Origin of the sequence: Pseudomonas gingeri, assembly GCF_013386115.1 — a bacterium.
Taxonomy (GTDB): Bacteria; Pseudomonadota; Gammaproteobacteria; order Pseudomonadales; family Pseudomonadaceae; genus Aquipseudomonas; species Aquipseudomonas gingeri.
This window is the reverse complement of record NZ_JACAOR010000008.1, coordinates 258,478-274,893: the sequence shown is the minus strand read 5'-3', so window position 1 is coordinate 274,893 and position 16,416 is coordinate 258,478. Positions and strand designations below refer to the sequence as shown.

Sequence of the window (16,416 nt, the reverse complement as noted above, 5' to 3'; positions counted from 1 at the left end):
GACACGCCATGTACCAGTTGTTTATCGAGGGCCTGCAACGCCTCGGCCGTGCACTGATGCTCCCCATCGCCATCCTGCCGATTGCCGGCCTGCTGCTGCGCCTGGGTGATACCGACCTGCTGAACATCGCGATCATCCACGATGCCGGCAACACCATCTTCGCCAACCTGGCGCTGATCTTCGCCATCGGCATCGCCGTGGGTTTTGCCCGCGACAACAATGGCACCGCCGGGCTGGCGGGCGCCATCGGCTACCTGGTGATGATCTCCACGCTCAAGGTGCTCGACGCCAGCATCAACATGGGCATGCTCGCGGGGATCATCAGCGGCCTGCTCGGGGGTGCGCTGTATAACCGCTTCAAGGACATCAAGCTGCCGGAGTACCTGGCCTTCTTCGGCGGGCGGCGCTTCGTGCCGATCGTCACCGGCTTTTCCGCGGTCGGCCTGGGGGTGATCTTCGGCCTGGTCTGGCCGCCGATCCAGAACGGCATCAACAGCCTTGGCCTGCTGATGGTCGAAAGCGGCAGCATCGGCGCGTTCATTTTCGGCGTCTTCAACCGCCTGCTGATCGTCACCGGCCTGCACCATATCCTCAACAACATGATGTGGTTCGTCTTCGGCAGCTTCACCGATCCGGACACCGGTCGCATGGTCACCGGCGACCTGGCGCGCTATTTCGCCGGCGACCCGAAGGCCGGGCAATTCATGACCGGCATGTTCCCGGTGATGGTCTTCGGCCTGCCCGCCGCCTGCCTGGCGATGTACCGCAATGCCTTGCCCGAGCGCCGCAAGCTGATGGGCGGGATCTTCCTGTCGATGGCCCTGACCTCGTTCCTGACCGGCGTCACCGAGCCCATCGAATTCGCCTTCATGTTCCTCGCGCCAATGCTCTATGTGGTGCATGCGCTGCTGACCGGGCTGTCGATGGCCATCACCAACCTGCTGAATATCCACCTGGGCTTCACCTTCTCCGGTGGTGCCATCGACATGGCCCTGGGCTGGGGCAAGTCCACCAACGGCTGGCTGGTGCTGCCGGTGGGACTGGCCTATGCGCTGGTCTACTATTTCGTGTTCGATTTCTGCATCCGCCGCTTCGACCTGAAAACGCCGGGACGCGAACCTGTCGCCAGCACCGCGACGACCCGCGTGCTCAGCGAAAACCAGCGGGGAGCCGCCTATATCCAGGCCCTGGGCGGGGCCGCCAACCTGGTGACGGTCGGGGCCTGCACCACCCGTCTGCGGGTGGAGCTGCTGGACCGCGACAAGGCCGTGGATGCCGATCTCAAGGCACTCGGCGCCATGGCCGTGGTGCGTCCCGGCCATGGTGGCAGCCTGCAGGTGGTGGTCGGGCCGCTGGCGGACGGTATCGCCGACGAGATTCGCCTGGCGCTGCCGACCACGGGCTCAAGCACAGTCGCACCGGGCGGGCCGGAGCCTGTCGACTCGACCGAGATCAGCGGGGAACAGTTGCAGCAATGGCTTGCCGCACTCGGCGGAAAAGCCAATGTACGGGCACTGGAGTGCGTCGCCCAGACGCGGCTACGGGTGCAACTCGAAGATGTCCGGCAATTGTCGGAAACGGCGCTGAAGGCACTGGGCTGCCAGGGCATCAGTCCGCTGGAAGACGGGGTCTGGCATTTGCTGGTGGGAGATCGTGCCCAGGCTCTCGGTAACGCCCTGGGACGATAAGGAACGGGGGTCGAATCAGCAATCGGCGAGACGCCAGACCTCATAGGCCGGCGTCTCGTAGGGATGGCTTTGCTTGAGGGCCGCGACCACGGTTGCGATCAGGGCATCCTCCACGACCAGCTCGACTTTCCATTCCGCCACCTGCTCGACCACGCCGGTTTGCCCGAGAAACGGCTGGCTGCCGTCCAACGGGCGAAACTGGCCCTGGCCCAGCACCTGCCAGGCGCAGTGGTCATAGGCGCCGATCCGACCGCCACCGGCGGCGAATACGGCGCTCTTGACCTGCTCCACATGGCTCGGCGGCACGAAAAAGCTGAGCTTGTACATTGCCGCTTAGTTAACCCAGACGCGCGCGTTACGGAACATGCGCATCCATGGCGCGTCTTCGTTCCAGTCTTCCGAACGCCAGGAGTTCTGCACGGCACGGAACACCCGCTCCGGGTGCGGCATCATGATCATGACGCGACCGTCACGGCTGGTCAGCCCGGTGATCCCGCGCGGCGAACCGTTCGGGTTGGCCGGGTAGGTTTCGGTGACCTTGCCATGGTTGTCGACAAAGCGCATGGCCACGCAACCCGACAGGTCGGCTTGCAGCAAGGCTTCTTCGCTTTCGAACTCGGCATAACCCTCGCCGTGGGCGATGGCGATCGGCATGCGCGAACCGGCCATGCCCTGCAGGAAGATCGAGTTCGACTCCTGGATCTGCACCATCGCCACCCGCGCCTCGAACTGCTCGGAGCGGTTGCGCACGAAGTGCGGCCAGAATTCGCTGCCCGGAATCAGCTCGTGCAGGTTGGACATCATCTGGCAACCGTTGCACACGCCGAGGGTGAAGCTGTCGTTACGCTCGAAGAAGCCCTGGAAGGCATCACGGGCACGGGCGTTGAACAGGGCCGACTTGGCCCAGCCTTCACCGGCGCCGAGCACGTCACCGTAGGAGAAGCCGCCGCAGGCGACCAGGCCCTTGAACTCGTTCAGGTCGACACGACCGGCGAGGATATCGCTCATGTGCACGTCGATGGCATTGAAGCCGGCACGGTCGAACGCCGCCGCCATTTCCACCTGGCCGTTGACGCCCTGCTCGCGCAGAACCGCGACCTGGGGACGAATGCCTTTCTTGATGTACGGCGCGGCGATGTCCTGGTTCACATCGAAGCTGGTCTTGTAGCTCAGGCCAGGGTTGCCTTCGTCCAGCAGGACGTCGAATTCCTGGTCGGCACAGTTGGCGTTGTCGCGCAGGCGCTGGATCCGGTAGCTGGTTTCCGCCCACTGGCGTTGCAGCAGGCGACGCTCGCCGGTGAACACGGTGTCGCCGTTGAAGGTGATGCTGACTTCGCCGTTGTTCAGCGGCTGGCCGATCACCGACACGCAGTCACCCAGGCCCGCGGCGCTGAACTGCGCCAGCACGTCCGGAGTGGAGTCCTGGCGCACCTGGATCACCGCGCCCAACTCTTCGTTGAACAGGATCGCGGCGATATCGGCGGCGGTTTCCGCCACGCCGTCGAGGTTCAGGCTCAGGCCGCAGTGGCCGGCGAAGGCCATCTCCACGGTGCTGACCAGCAGGCCACCATCGGAGCGGTCGTGGTAGGCCAGCAGGTGACCGTCGGCGTTGAGGCCCTGGATCACCGCGAAGAAGGCCTTGAGGTCTTCCGCGTCATCGACGTCCGGCGCATGCTTGCCGAGCTTGCCGTGCACCTGGGCGAGGATCGATGCGCCCATGCGGTTCTGGCCACGCCCCAAGTCGATCAGGATCAGGTCGGTGACGCCCTTGTCCATGCGCAGTTCAGGGGTCAGGGTCTTGCGGATATCGGTCACCGGCGCGAAGCCGGTCACGATCAGCGACAACGGCGAGGTCACGCTCTTGTCGACGCCCTCGTCTTTCCAGCGGGTGGCCATGGACATCGAGTCCTTGCCCACCGGAATGGTGATGCCCAGTTCCGGGCACAGCTCCATCCCGACCGCTTTCACGGTGTCGTACAGACGGGCATCTTCACCCGGATGACCGGCGGCCGACATCCAGTTGGCCGACAGCTTGATATCGGAGATCTTGCCGATGCGCGAGGCCGACAGGTTGGTCAGGGTCTCGCCGATCGCCATGCGCCCGGAGGCCGGGGCGTTCAGCAGGGCCAGCGGCGTACGCTCGCCCATGGCCATGGCTTCACCGGTGTAGACGTCGAAGCTGGTGGCGGTGACGGCGACGTCAGCCACCGGCACCTGCCATGGGCCGACCATCTGGTCGCGGGCAACCAGGCCGGTGATGGTGCGGTCGCCGATGGTGATCAGGAAGCTCTTGCTCGCCACGGCCGGGTGGTGCAGGACGCGCTCGATGCAGTCGGCAATCGCCAGGCTGCCCGGATCGAAATCGTCGCCCAGCTCGGTTTCGCGAACGGCCGAACGGTGCATGCGCGGGGCCTTGCCCAGCAACACTTCGAGCGGCATGTCCACCGGGCTGTTGCCGAAGTGGCTATCGGTGACCGTCAGTTGCGGTTCGGCAGTGGCTTCACCGACCACCGCGAACGGGCAACGCTCGCGTTCGCAGATCGCCTTGAAGCGCTCGAAGTCCGCCGCATCGACCGCCAGGACGTAGCGTTCCTGGGATTCGTTGCTCCAGATTTCGTGCGGGGCCATGCCCGGCTCGTCGTTGGGGATATTGCGCAGTTCGAAACGGCCACCGCGGTCGCCGTCGTTGACCAGTTCCGGGAAGGCGTTGGACAGGCCGCCCGCGCCGACGTCATGGATAAAGCTGATCGGGTTCTTGTCGCCCAGCTGCCAGCAGCGGTCGATCACTTCCTGGCAGCGGCGTTCCATTTCCGGGTTTTCGCGCTGTACCGAAGCGAAGTCCAGGTCCGCCGAGCTGGTGCCGGTGGCCATCGAGGATGCCGCGCCGCCGCCCAGGCCGATGAGCATCGCCGGGCCGCCAAGCACGATCAGCTTGGAACCGACGGTGATTTCGCCCTTCTGCACGTGTTCGGCACGAATGTTACCCATGCCGCCGGCCAGCATGATCGGCTTGTGGTAGCCGCGCACTTCATCGCCACGCGGAGTGGTGATGGACTGTTCGAAGGTACGGAAGTAGCCGGTCAGGGCCGGACGACCGAATTCGTTGTTGAACGCGGCGCCGCCCAGCGGGCCTTCGATCATGATGTCCAGCGCGGTGACGATGCGCTCGGGCTTGCCGTAGGGCACTTCCCAGGGTTGCTCGAAGCCGGGGATCTGCAGGTTGGACACGGTGAAACCGGTGAGGCCGGCCTTCGGCTTGGCGCCGCGCCCGGTTGCACCTTCGTCGCGGATCTCGCCACCGGAACCGGTCGAGGCGCCCGGGAACGGGGCGATCGCGGTCGGGTGGTTATGGGTCTCGACTTTCATCAGGATGTGCACCGGCTCCTGCACCGCGCCGTACTGGCGGGTCTCGGGATCCGGGAAGAAGCGACCGGCGACATTGCCGACGATCACCGAGGCGTTGTCCTTGTAGGCCGACAGGACACCTTCGCTGTGCATCACGTAGGTGTTCTTGATCATGCCGAACAGGCTCTTTTCCTGGCTCTCGCCGTCGATATCCCAACTGGCGTTGAAGATCTTGTGACGGCAGTGCTCGGAGTTGGCCTGGGCGAACATCATCAGTTCGATGTCATGCGGGTTGCGCTTGAGACCGATGAAGGCATTCACCAGGTAATCGATTTCGTCTTCGGCCAGGGCCAGGCCCAGCTCGACGTTGGCTTTTTCCAGCGCGGCGCGACCGCCCCCGAGGACATCCACGGCCGTCAGCGGCTTCGGCTCGGCATGGCTGAACAGGCCGGCGGCCTGTTCCAGGTTGGCCAGCACGATCTGGGTCATGCGGTCATGCAGGCTGGCGCTGATCAGCTCGGCCTCGGCGTCGCTGAATTGGCCGGCCACGTAGAACGCGATACCGCGCTCCAGACGCTGGATTTTCCCCAGGCCGCAGTTGCGAGCGATGTCGCTGGCCTTGCTCGACCAGGGCGAAATGGTGCCGAAACGCGGCAACACCAGGAACAGACGACCGGTAGGCTCCTGAACCGGCACGCTCGGGCCGTATTTCAGAAGACGGGCCAGCACTTGCTGTTCATCGCCGGTCAGAACGCCGGTGACTTCGGCGAAATGGGCGAACTCAGCATACAAGCCACTGACAGCCGGAACTTTCTGGCTCAGTTGCTCGAGTAGTTTGCTGTGGCGAAAGGCGGAAAGGGCAGGAGCACCGCGCAGGATCAACATCTTCGGGACAGCCTCGGGAAGGGGGTGTGCTTTGAGGCCGTGCATTCTAGCCTAAACCGCCCGCGACGGCACCCGAAACGGCACGCTTGCCGTGCGCCAGACGTCGGTACGGGGGGACCTGCTTATTATTAATAGGCATCAAGGGCATCCGGAACGGTTATTTTTGCTCCGTTTCCCCGGCGCCAGGCCCCATTCCTGAGGCCTCCAGCGTTATCCGGGTTTCTCTAGCAGACCGGCACCCATCTGTCGAGATATGGCGGCCGAGGTCCTTTGCGTATACTGCGCACATGTTTTCCCAAACTGCTTTCCGCCCGCGCTGCGCCAAGTGGCTCATCGCAACCGGACTCTTCCTGATGCTCGGTGCCTGTGTTGAAAAACCCAGCACTCTCGAGCGCGTAAAGGAGGATGGCGTACTGCGCGTGATCACCCGCAACAGTCCGGCCACCTACTTCCAGGATCGCAACGGCGAAACCGGCTTCGAATACGAGCTGGTCAAGCGCTTCGCCGATGACCTGGGGGTCAAGCTCGAGATCGAAACCGCCGACAACCTCGACGACCTGTTCAATCAACTGGGCAAACCCAACGGTCCGGTGCTGGCGGCCGCCGGCCTGGTCGGCAGCGACCAGCGCAAGCAACAGGCGCGCTTTTCCCACCCTTACCTGGAAGTCACCCCGCAGGTCATCTACCGTAACGGCCAGTCCCGCCCCACCACCCCGGCGGATCTGGTGGGCAAACGCATCACGGTATTGAAGGGCAGCACCCACGCCGAACAGCTGGCCGAACTGAAAAAGCAGAATCCCGCAATAGAATACGAAGAATCCGACGCCGTCGAAGTGGTCGACCTACTGCGCATGGTCGACGAGGGCCAGATCGACCTGACCCTGGTGGATTCCAACGAAGTGGCGATGAACCAGGTCTACTTCCCCAACGTGCGGGTCGCCTTCGACCTCGGCGACGCCCGCAACCAGCGCTGGGCGGTGGCTCCGGGGGAAGACAACAGCCTGCTCAACGAAATCAACGCCTACCTCGACAAGGTGCAGAAGAACGGCACCCTGCAACGCCTGAAGGATCGTTATTACGGGCACGTCGATGTCCTCGGATATGTCGGCGCCTATACCTTCGCCCAGCACCTGCAGCAACGCCTTCCCAAATACGAGAAACACTTCCAGGCCTCGGCCAAGGAAGAAAAGGTCGACTGGCGCCTGCTCGCGGCCATCGGCTACCAGGAATCGCTGTGGCAACCGAGCGTCACTTCCAAGACCGGCGTGCGCGGCCTGATGATGCTGACCCAGAGCACCGCCCAGGCCATGGGCGTGTCCAACCGCCTGGACGCCCGGCAGAGCATCAGTGGCGGCGCCAAGTACCTGGCCTACATGAAGGACCAGCTCGACGAGAAAATCGAGGAGCCGGATCGCACCTGGTTCGCGCTGGCCGCCTATAACGTCGGCAGCGGTCACCTGGATGACGCCCGCAAGCTGGCCGAGAACGAAGGCCTGAATCCGAACAAGTGGCTGGACGTGAAGAAGATGCTGCCGCGCCTGGCGCAGAAGCAGTGGTACAGCAAGACCCGCTACGGCTACGCCCGCGGCGGCGAGCCGGTGCACTTCGTCGCCAACATCCGCCGCTACTACGACATCCTCACCTGGGTGACCCAGCCGCAGCTGGAAGGCAGCCAGGTGGCCGAAGGTGCCTTGCACGTACCGGGCGTGGACAAGACCAAGCCGACCGAGCAGCCGTCACAGCTATAGCCAGAGCCGAACACAGCCCTCGTAGGAGCTGGCTTGCCAGCGATAGCGGTTTATCGGGCAACAACGATATCGACCATCAGATCGCTATCGCCGGCAAGCCGGCTCCCACAGTTTGTCCCATACCCTCCCGTGGGAGCGTGCCTGGCAGTCAGGCCTTCGGCGCAGCCGCCAGGATCAATTCCTTCATCTCCACCACCGCCGCCTTGAAGCCGACAAATAGCGCATGGGCCACCAGTGCGTGGCCGATGTTCAGCTCGTTGATCCCCGGAATCGCCGCGACCGCCTCGACGTTGTGATAATGCAGGCCATGTCCGGCATTGACGATCAGCCCCTGGGACACGCCAAAGGCCACGCCATCGGCGATGCGCTTGAGTTCCTCGGCCACTTCGGCCGGAGTCTCGGCGTCGGCATAACGCCCGGTGTGCAATTCGATCGCCGGCGCGCCGACCCGCTTGGACGCGGCAATCTGCCGCTCATCGGCATCGATGAACAGCGACACTTCGCTGCCGATCCTGCTCAGGCGCTCCACCGCCGCCTTGATCCGCGCTTCCTGCCCGGCGACATCCAGGCCACCCTCGGTGGTCAGTTCCTGGCGGGTCTCCGGGACCAGGCAGATATGCGCCGGACGAATGCGCTCGGCGAACGCCATCATCTCTTCGGTCACGCCCATTTCGAAGTTCATGCGGGTTTGCAGCACCTCCTTGAGCAGCAGCACGTCGCGCTCCTGGATATGCCGGCGGTCTTCACGCAGGTGCACGGTGATGCCATCGGCGCCCGCCTCTTCGGCGTCCAGCGCGGCCTTGACCGGGTCGGGGTAACGCGTGCCCCGGGCCTGACGCAGGGTGGCTACGTGGTCGATATTCACACCGAGAAGAATGCGGGTGCTGGTGGTCACGGGAAGGCTCCTGAACAGTTGAAGATTCGGCCCACAGCATACACGGGGATTTCAGGGCTTTCGAAACAACTCGCGACTGACCAGCGGTTTACCCCCCAGATGCACCGCCAGCGCCTGGCGCATCAGGCGCTTGGCCGCCGACAGGGCACCGACCGCGGTCCAGTCGGCTTCGGCCATGGCCAGCAGCTCGGTGCCCTGGAACAGCCCGGGTTGCAACAGGTAGACCCGCTCGAGGCCGGCATCCACCTGCAGCCGGTACATGCCGTCCGCCGCCAGAGGTTCGCCATGGACATCCACGTCCAGGGCAAAGCCGTAGCCGAGGTCATCGAGCAGCCGCCACTCAAAGGAACGCAGCAGGGGTTCGAGGGGACGGCCTTCGGCCAGGGCGAGCAAGGTCGCGGCATAGTGGTCGAAGACCGCCGGATGCGGGTCTTCGGCGGGCAGCAGGCGAATCAGCAGTTCGTTGAGGTAGAGTCCGCTGAACAACGCTTCGCCGTTGAGCCAGGTGGAGACACCGGCGCTTTCCATGCGCCCGACATTCTTCAGCTCGCCCCGGCCACGAAACTCGACCTCGAGGGGCACGAACGGTCGCGCCAATGTCCCGGCCTTGCCCCGCGCGCTGCGCAGCACCGCGCGAAGCCGGCCTTGTGGCGTGATGAAATCCACCAGCGCACTGCTTTCGCGGTAGGCGCGGGAGTGCAGGACGTAGGCCGGTTGGCCGGGAGGCGGGTTAGCCGACATGACGTCGAGCCTCAAACGACCTGGTTACAGATCGCCGTAACCCAACGAGCGCAGCGCCCGCTCGTCGTCGGACCAGCCGCCCTTCACCTTGACCCACAGGTTGAGCATGATCTTGGAGTCGAACAGCAGCTCCATGTCCTTGCGTGCCTCGGTGCCGATGCGCTTGATGCGCTCGCCCTTGTCACCAATGATGATCTTCTTCTGGCCGTCACGCTCGACGAGGATCAGCGCATGGATGTGCAGGGTCTTGCCCTGCTGCTTGAACTCTTCGATTTCCACGGTGATCTGGTAAGGCAGTTCCGCCCCCAGCTGGCGCATGATTTTCTCGCGCACCAGTTCCGCGGCGAGGAAACGGCTGCTGCGGTCGGTGATCTGGTCTTCCGGGAAGAAGTGCTCGTTTTCCGGCAGGTGCTGGGCGATCAGGCCTTCCAGGGCATCCAGGTTGTGCCCTTGCTGGGCGGAGATCGGCACGATCTGCGCGTTCGGCAGTTGTTCCTGCAACCAGGTCAGGTGCGGCATCAGCTCGGCCTTGTCTTCGATCCGGTCGGTCTTGTTCAGCGCGACGATCACCGGGCCTTCGACGTACTGGATGCGCTCCAGGACCATCTGGTCCTCTTCGGTCCAGCGGGTGCGGTCGACGACAAAGATCACCACGTCGACGTCTTTCAGGGCCGCCGAGGCGGTCTTGTTCATGTAGCGGTTCAGCGCCTTCTCGCCACCTTTGTGCATGCCTGGCGTGTCGACGTAGATTGCCTGGATGGCGCCTTCGGTCTTGATCCCGAGCATGTTGTGGCGGGTGGTCTGGGGCTTGCGCGAGGTGATCGCGAGCTTCTGGCCGAGGATATGGTTCAGCAGCGTGGATTTGCCCACGTTCGGCCGGCCGACGATGGCGACGTAGCCGCAGCGTGTTGCAATTGAATCAGTCATTACCATTCTCCACGCCCAGGGCAATCAGTGCTGCGGCGGCCGCTACCTGTTCGGCAATGCGACGGCTCACGCCCTGTCCTCGGCTTTTTTCATTCAATAGGGTGATTTCGCACTCGACGAAGAACGTCCGGCAATGCGGTTCACCCTGGATATCCACCACTTCGTAGCGCGGCAGTTCACAGGCACGCGACTGCAGGAACTCCTGCAGGCGGGTCTTGGGGTCCTTGTTGGTGTCCACCAGCGTCAGGCTGTCGAACTCCGAGGTCAACCAGGCGAGCACCCGCTCGCGGGCCATTTCCATGCCGGCGTCGAGATAGATCGCGCCGATCAGCGCTTCCAGGGCATCGGCCAGGATCGACTCACGGCGGAAACCGCCGCTCTTCAACTCGCCGGACCCCAGGCGCAGGTAGTCGCCCAATTCGAAACCACGGGCCAGGACCGCCAGTGTTTCACCTTTTACCAGGCGTGCGCGCAAACGCGACAACTGGCCTTCGCGGGCCTGCGGGAAGCGGTCGAACAGCGCCTCGCCGGCAACGAAGTTGAGAATAGCGTCACCGAGAAACTCCAGGCGCTCGTTGTTGCGCCCGGCAAAACTGCGGTGAGTCAGGGCCAGGACCATCAGCTCCTGGTCCTTGAAGGTATAGCCGAGCTGGCGCTCGAGACGGCTCAAGGACACGGTCACGGTTTACCCACGCTGAATTCGTGGTCGAACTTGACCACCAGATCGATGTTCTGGATCAGCGGATCACGCTGCTCGTATTTCAAATGGGCGAGGAACCGGTTGTTCTCCACCGTCACGCTTAACGCTTTGTTCAAATCCACGTCCTGAATACTGTTGACCTGCATGCCGCGGGCAACATGGGTGTAAAAGTCGCTGACGGTGGTGACGCCCGCCGCCTTGTCGGTTTCCACCGACATGATGATTTTCTTCATCGACATGTAGTCGAGGTAATGCGGGATCAACTTGAATGCCGTGCTGGCGACGAAGGCGACCAGCGCCAGGGCCAGCAACCAGCCGAAAAACGACAGACCTTTCTGGGAAGCGGCGGACTTCATGGTTGTTCTCATAGTGTTCAAGCACCTGAAAAGCATTCGGCGCTGTGTTCAACAGCGCCGCTTGGGTTACTTGATCAGGCCGACCCGCGAGAAATTCGGCAGGTGGCTGAATTTCGGATCAGGCCAGCTCATCCAGACCGCGAAGGCCTTGCCGACGATATTCTCGTCGGGAACCATGCCCAGCAGCTCCTTGGGAATACTGGGGTCATCCCAGTAGCGGCTGTCATTGGAGTTGTCGCGGTTGTCGCCCATCATGAAGTAGTGCCCGGCCGGCACTTTCCATTCGTGGTCAGGCGGCGCGCGATAACGGCCCATCTCCTTGCGGATCAGGTGTTCGGCGGCGCCCAGCTTCTCTTTGTAGAGTTCGGCGCTGCCGAGCATGCCCGGTTCGTTGCCCACCAGTTGCTCGGCCACGGACTCGCCGTTGACGAACAGCTTCTTGTCACTGGTGTAACGCACCACATCGCCCGGCAGACCGACTACACGCTTGATGTAGTTGACGTTCGGATCGCTCGGGTAGCGAAACACCATCACATCGCCGCGCTGCGGATCACCGACCGGGATCACTTTCTTGTCGATCACCGGCAAACGGATCCCGTAGGAAAACTTGTTCACCAGGATGAAATCACCGACATCCAGGGTCGGCTTCATCGAGCCGGACGGAATCTGGAACGGCTCGACCAGAAACGAACGCAGTACCAGCACGATGAACAGCACCGGGAAGAAGGATTTGCCGTATTCAACCAGCAAAGGCTCCTTGTTCAGCTTCTCGACCACTTCTGCCTCGGGCTGCGAGACGCTGCCCTGGTAGGTGGAGATTGCCGCACGTCGGCGTGGAGCCAGAAAGACCAGATCGAGCAACGCCAACAGACCGCAGACGGCGACGGCGATGACCAGCAACAGCGGGAAATTTAGTGACATAGGACCTAACTATCCAACCTGAGCACCGCAAGGAAGGCTTCCTGTGGGATTTCCACGTTGCCTACTTGCTTCATGCGTTTCTTACCGGCCTTCTGCTTTTCCAACAGCTTGCGCTTACGGCTAACGTCACCACCGTAGCATTTGGCCAGTACGTTCTTTCTGAGCGCCTTGACGGTTGTCCGCGCCACGATCTGCCCGCCAATGGCGGCCTGGATGGCAACGTCGAACATCTGACGAGGAATCAGTTCTTTCATCTTCTCGGTCAACGCACGCCCTTTGTAGTGCGCGTTGTCACGATGCACGATCAACGCCAGGGCGTCGACCTTCTCACCGTTGATCAGTACATCCAGCTTGACCAGATTAGCTGACTGGTAGCGATCGAAGTGATAATCCAGCGAAGCATAGCCACGGCTGGTGGATTTCAGGCGATCGAAGAAGTCCAGGACCACTTCGTTCATCGGCAGGTCGTAGGTCACCTGCACCTGGGAACCGAGGAACAGCATGTCGTGCTGGATCCCGCGTTTTTCGATGCACAGTGTAATGACGTTGCCCAGATGCTCCTGCGGTACCAGGATATTGGCCCGCACGATCGGCTCGCGCATGTCCTCGATGGCGGACAGGTCCGGCAGCTTGGACGGGTTGTCGACGTAGATGGTCTCGCCGTTCTTGAGCTTGAGCTCGAAGATTACCGTCGGCGCCGTGGTGATCAGGTCCAGGTCGTACTCGCGCTCCAGGCGCTCCTGGATGATCTCCATGTGCAGCATGCCGAGGAACCCGCAACGGAAGCCGAAGCCCAGGGCATCGGAACTTTCCGGGGTGTACTGCAGCGAGGAGTCGTTCAGCGTGAGCTTTTGCAGGGCTTCGCGGAAGTCTTCGAAATCGTCGGAACTGACCGGGAACAGACCGGCGTAGACCTGCGGCTGGATGCGTTTGAAGCCCGGCAGCACGTCGACATCGGGGGTGGTGCTCAGGGTCAGGGTGTCACCCACCGGCGCACCGTGGATGTCCTTGATACCGGCGATGATAAAGCCCACTTCGCCGGCCTTCAGGTCGACGGTGGCGGTGTGCTTGGGGTTGAACACACCGACGCTGTCCACCAGGTGCATCTTGCCGGTGGACTTGACCAGGATCTTGTCGCCCTTCTTCACGCGGCCGTGGCGCACGCGCACCAGGGACACGACGCCCAGGTAGTTGTCGAACCAGGAGTCGATGATCAACGCCTGCAGCGGATCTTCGATATTGCCGGTCGGCGCGGGAATGGTGGCGACCAGGCGCTCGAGCACCTCATCGACACCAAGGCCGGTCTTGGCGCTGCAGGTGACGGCGTCGGTGGCATCGATACCGATGATCTTCTCGATCTCTTCCTTCACCCGCTCCGGCTCGGCCTGCGGCAGGTCGATCTTGTTCAGCACCGGCATGACCTCCAGGCCCTGCTCGATCGCCGTGTAGCAGTTGGCAACCGACTGGGCCTCGACGCCCTGGCCGGCGTCGACCACCAGCAGCGCACCTTCACAGGCCGCCAGGGAACGGCTGACTTCGTAGGTGAAGTCGACGTGGCCCGGGGTATCGATGAAGTTCAGCTGATAGGTGATGCCGTCTTTAGCCTTGTAGTACAAGGTGACGCTATGGGCCTTGATGGTGATCCCGCGCTCGCGCTCGAGGTCCATGGAATCCAGCACCTGCGCTTCCATCTCGCGTTCGGCAAGGCCGCCGCACATCTGGATGAAGCGATCGGCCAGAGTCGACTTGCCATGGTCAATGTGGGCGATGATGGAGAAATTGCGGATATGACTCAAATCACTCACGGGTCAACACTCAAAAAGGTTGCAGGCAGACTGCCCGCCGAAAAATAGCCGGGAATTGTACCTGATGCGCGACCTAGGCGTCACGTTCACAGGCAAGGCGACCGGCACAAAAAAGCCCCGGCTGGTCGGCAGGGGCTCTTTTTCGGGGTTACCCAGGCGTGTTTGCCGCCCTTATCCCGCTCGACGCAGCAGCCAGAGCCCGGCAATCGCACAGATCCCCGCCGGCACCAGCACCGCGAGCAGCGGCGAAAAGCCGAACACCAGGCTCGACGGCCCCAGCAGGTCCTGGGCGATACGGAAGGTGAAGCCCACCAGCACGCCGGTGAACACCCGCTGGCCGAGGGTCACCGAACGCAAGGGGCCGAAGATGAACGAGATGGCCATCAGCACCAGCGCGGCGGTGACCAGCGGTTGCAGGATCTTGACCCAGAACGCCAACCAGTAACGGCCATTGGCCAGCCCCTGGTCCGCCAGGTAATGGATGTAGCCCCACAGGCCGCTGATGGACAGCGCTTCGGGCACCATCACCACGGTGCTCAGCAGGTTCGGGCTGAGGGACACGCCCCACAGTTCCTCCGGACTGTTGATGACCTCGGTGTGATCGCCACGGAAATAGGTGGTGGTGACATCCGTCAGGTTCCAGTGATCCTTGTCGAAGCGAGCCTGCCTGGCGAAGCTCGACGACAGCAGATGCCGCTGCTCGTCGAAATGATAACGGGTCACCCCATAGAGCAGGCCGTTGGGTTGCACGGCGTTGATATGGATGAATTCGTCGCCCTGGCGGTGCCACAGGCCGTGCTTGGAGCTCTGCGCATCGCCCGAACCCTGGGCCAGCGCCCGGTTGGCCTGGGCCTGGCTCTCGGTGACCGGCGCGACATACTCGCCGACCAGCACGCCGACGATCATCAGCACCAGCATCGGTTTCATCACCGCCCAGACGATGCGTCCGATGGAGACGCCGGCCGCGCGCATGATGGTCAGTTCGCTGTTGCTCGCCAGGCTGCCCAGGCCGATCAGGCAGCCGATCAGGCCGGCCATCGGCAACATGTCATAGACGCGACGAGGCGCCGTCAGCACCACGAAGCTGAGGATATCGCCCCAGGTGTAGGTGTCGCTGACATTGCCCATCTCGTCGATAAAGGCGAACAGCGAGGCCAGGCCCAGGATGATCCCGAGCACCGCCAGGATCGCCAGGAATACGGTACTGCCGATGTAGCGGTCGAGCTTAACCACGAGCCATCTCCTTCATGTCGCGGCGACTCGCCAGCTTCAAACGCAACGGTTCCCAATACAGCAGTCCCAGGCCGATCACCAGGAACAACCCGTGCACCCACCACAAGCCGAGCAGCGGCGACAGGTGGCCCTTCTCCAGCGAACCGCGGGCGGAAATCAGCATGGTCAGGTACGCCATGTACAGCAGGATCGCCGGCAACAGCTTGAGGAAACGGCCCTGACGCGGGTTGACCCGCGACAGCGGCACCGCCATGAGGGTCACGATAAAGACCAGCAGCGGCAGGGACAGGCGCCATTGCAGCTCGGCAATCGACTTGCGCTCGCTGCTGCCCCACAGATCGCGGGTCGCGAGGGCGTCACGGTCGGTCACCTCGTTGCTGATTTCGGGTTTCTCCATCTGCACGCCGTAGGTGTCATATTTGATAGCCCGATAGTCCGCCTGCCCCGGGCTGCCGTCATAGCGGTAGCCGTCCTCGAGAATCAGGTAGCGGTTGCCGTCAGGCTTGACTTCAAGACGCCCGTGATCGGCGACCAGCACCGAGATGCCACGGTCCTTCTTGTCCTGGCCGAGACGTTTCTCGGAAATGAACACACCGCCCAGCTGGGTGCGGTCATCCGACAGTTTCTCGGTGTAGGTGATCCGCGATCCATCGTTCAACGCCTGGAAACGCCCCGGCTCCAGGGTATCGAATTCGGTCAGGGCATCCTGCTTGTTGAGCACCAGCTGGAACTGGTAGGCGCCCTGGGGGGCCAGGCTCAGGCTCAACCAGGCCACCAGCAGGGCCACCAGCAGGGCCGGTGCCATCGTCATGCCGAGCAGGCGCTGCTGGCTCATGCCGGTGGCGGACAGCACGGTCATCTCGCTTTCCAGGTACAACCGGCCGTAGGCCAGCAGAATCCCGAGAAACAGGCCCAAGGGCAGGATCAACTGCAGGAAACCGGGCAGGCGGAAGCCCATGATCAGGAACAGCGCCCCCGGATCCAGGGCGCCCGAAGCGGCCTGGGCGAGGAATTTGACGAAGCGCCCGCTCATGGTGATCACCAGCAGCACGGCGCTGACGGCACTCAATGTAACCAGGACTTCGCGAGACAGATAACGAAAGACGATCAAACCAGACACTCCAGGGTTGTCAGGCTAACTAAGGCGGCCGAACAAGCAAGCATATAGAGTC

General features: G+C 62.8%; 13 protein-coding genes. 2 read left to right on the top strand and 11 right to left on the bottom strand.

Annotated elements, in window-relative coordinates:
• Positions 1–8: 8 nt before the first annotated feature.
• Positions 9–1,688 carry an N-acetylglucosamine-specific PTS transporter subunit IIBC gene (gene nagE, locus HX881_RS17220; protein WP_017124073.1) on the top strand — a complete coding sequence of 560 codons (1,680 nt, stop codon included), beginning with the start codon at positions 9–11 and terminating at the stop codon, positions 1,686–1,688.
• A 15-nt stretch (positions 1,689–1,703) separates the two neighbouring features.
• Here the strand turns inward: nagE and HX881_RS17215 are convergent, their stop codons facing one another.
• On the bottom strand, positions 1,704–2,015 hold the full coding sequence (locus tag HX881_RS17215) for a YqfO family protein (RefSeq protein ID WP_177085635.1): 312 nt from the start codon (positions 2,013–2,015) through the stop codon (positions 1,704–1,706).
• Positions 2,016–2,021: 6 nt separating this feature from the next.
• On the bottom strand, positions 2,022–5,918 hold the full coding sequence (purL, locus tag HX881_RS17210) for a phosphoribosylformylglycinamidine synthase (protein ID WP_017124075.1): 3,897 nt from the start codon (positions 5,916–5,918) through the stop codon (positions 2,022–2,024).
• A 287-nt stretch (positions 5,919–6,205) separates the two neighbouring features.
• Here purL and mltF point away from each other — a divergent pair, with 287 nt between their 5' ends.
• Positions 6,206–7,666 carry a membrane-bound lytic murein transglycosylase MltF gene (mltF, locus tag HX881_RS17205; protein WP_017124076.1) on the top strand — a complete coding sequence of 487 codons (1,461 nt, stop codon included), beginning with the start codon at positions 6,206–6,208 and terminating at the stop codon, positions 7,664–7,666.
• A gap of 148 nt (positions 7,667–7,814) precedes the next feature.
• Here the strand turns inward: mltF and pdxJ are convergent, their stop codons facing one another.
• The 9 genes from pdxJ to lptF all read right to left on the bottom strand — a co-directional run bounded on the left by pdxJ (position 7,815) and on the right by lptF (position 16,355).
• The gene (gene pdxJ, locus HX881_RS17200; protein ID WP_017124077.1) at positions 7,815–8,561 is read right to left on the bottom strand and encodes a pyridoxine 5'-phosphate synthase; all 747 of its coding nucleotides are present in this window, start codon (positions 8,559–8,561) and stop codon (positions 7,815–7,817) included.
• Between the two features lie 51 nt (positions 8,562–8,612).
• Positions 8,613–9,302 (bottom strand): DNA repair protein RecO, encoded by a 690-nt coding sequence (recO, locus tag HX881_RS17195; RefSeq protein ID WP_017124078.1) that lies wholly within the window; start codon positions 9,300–9,302, stop codon positions 8,613–8,615.
• Positions 9,303–9,326: 24 nt separating this feature from the next.
• On the bottom strand, positions 9,327–10,229 hold the full coding sequence (era, locus tag HX881_RS17190; protein ID WP_017124079.1) for a GTPase Era: 903 nt from the start codon (positions 10,227–10,229) through the stop codon (positions 9,327–9,329).
• Entirely contained in the window at positions 10,222–10,911 is a 690-nt protein-coding gene (rnc, locus tag HX881_RS17185; protein WP_017124080.1) for a ribonuclease III, read from the bottom strand. The genes era and rnc overlap by 8 nt, the downstream gene beginning before the upstream one ends.
• Positions 10,908–11,285, bottom strand: coding sequence for a DUF4845 domain-containing protein (locus HX881_RS17180; RefSeq protein ID WP_017124081.1), 378 nt, complete (start codon positions 11,283–11,285; stop codon positions 10,908–10,910). The genes rnc and HX881_RS17180 overlap by 4 nt, the downstream gene beginning before the upstream one ends.
• 66 nt (positions 11,286–11,351) lie before the next feature.
• The gene (lepB, locus tag HX881_RS17175; protein WP_017124082.1) at positions 11,352–12,206 is read right to left on the bottom strand and encodes a signal peptidase I; all 855 of its coding nucleotides are present in this window, start codon (positions 12,204–12,206) and stop codon (positions 11,352–11,354) included.
• A 5-nt stretch (positions 12,207–12,211) separates the two neighbouring features.
• Positions 12,212–14,011 (bottom strand): translation elongation factor 4, encoded by a 1,800-nt coding sequence (gene lepA / locus HX881_RS17170; RefSeq protein WP_042934511.1) that lies wholly within the window; start codon positions 14,009–14,011, stop codon positions 12,212–12,214.
• Between the two features lie 171 nt (positions 14,012–14,182).
• A complete protein-coding gene (gene lptG / locus HX881_RS17165; protein WP_017124084.1) occupies positions 14,183–15,244 on the bottom strand; it encodes an LPS export ABC transporter permease LptG in 1,062 nt (353 codons plus the stop codon).
• Complete coding sequence (lptF, locus tag HX881_RS17160; RefSeq protein ID WP_017124085.1) at positions 15,237–16,355, bottom strand: LPS export ABC transporter permease LptF; 1,119 nt, start codon at positions 16,353–16,355, stop codon at positions 15,237–15,239. The genes lptG and lptF overlap by 8 nt, the downstream gene beginning before the upstream one ends.
• Positions 16,356–16,416 lie beyond the last annotated feature (61 nt).

Bases quoted from the DNA above. Each gene is read 5' to 3' on its own strand.
- purL (WP_017124075.1), bottom strand. From the start codon at position 5,918: ATGTTGATCCTGCGCGGTGCTCCTGCCCTTTCCGCCTTTCGCCACAGC.
- recO (WP_017124078.1), bottom strand. From the start codon at position 9,302: ATGTCGGCTAACCCGCCTCCCGGCCAACCGGCCTACGTCCTGCACTCC.
- nagE (WP_017124073.1), top strand. From the start codon at position 9: ATGTACCAGTTGTTTATCGAGGGCCTGCAACGCCTCGGCCGTGCACTG.
- mltF (WP_017124076.1), top strand. From the start codon at position 6,206: ATGTTTTCCCAAACTGCTTTCCGCCCGCGCTGCGCCAAGTGGCTCATC.
- lepB (WP_017124082.1), bottom strand. From the start codon at position 12,206: ATGTCACTAAATTTCCCGCTGTTGCTGGTCATCGCCGTCGCCGTCTGC.
- era (WP_017124079.1), bottom strand. From the start codon at position 10,229: ATGACTGATTCAATTGCAACACGCTGCGGCTACGTCGCCATCGTCGGC.
- HX881_RS17215 (WP_177085635.1), bottom strand. From the start codon at position 2,015: ATGTACAAGCTCAGCTTTTTCGTGCCGCCGAGCCATGTGGAGCAGGTC.
- HX881_RS17180 (WP_017124081.1), bottom strand. From the start codon at position 11,285: ATGAAGTCCGCCGCTTCCCAGAAAGGTCTGTCGTTTTTCGGCTGGTTG.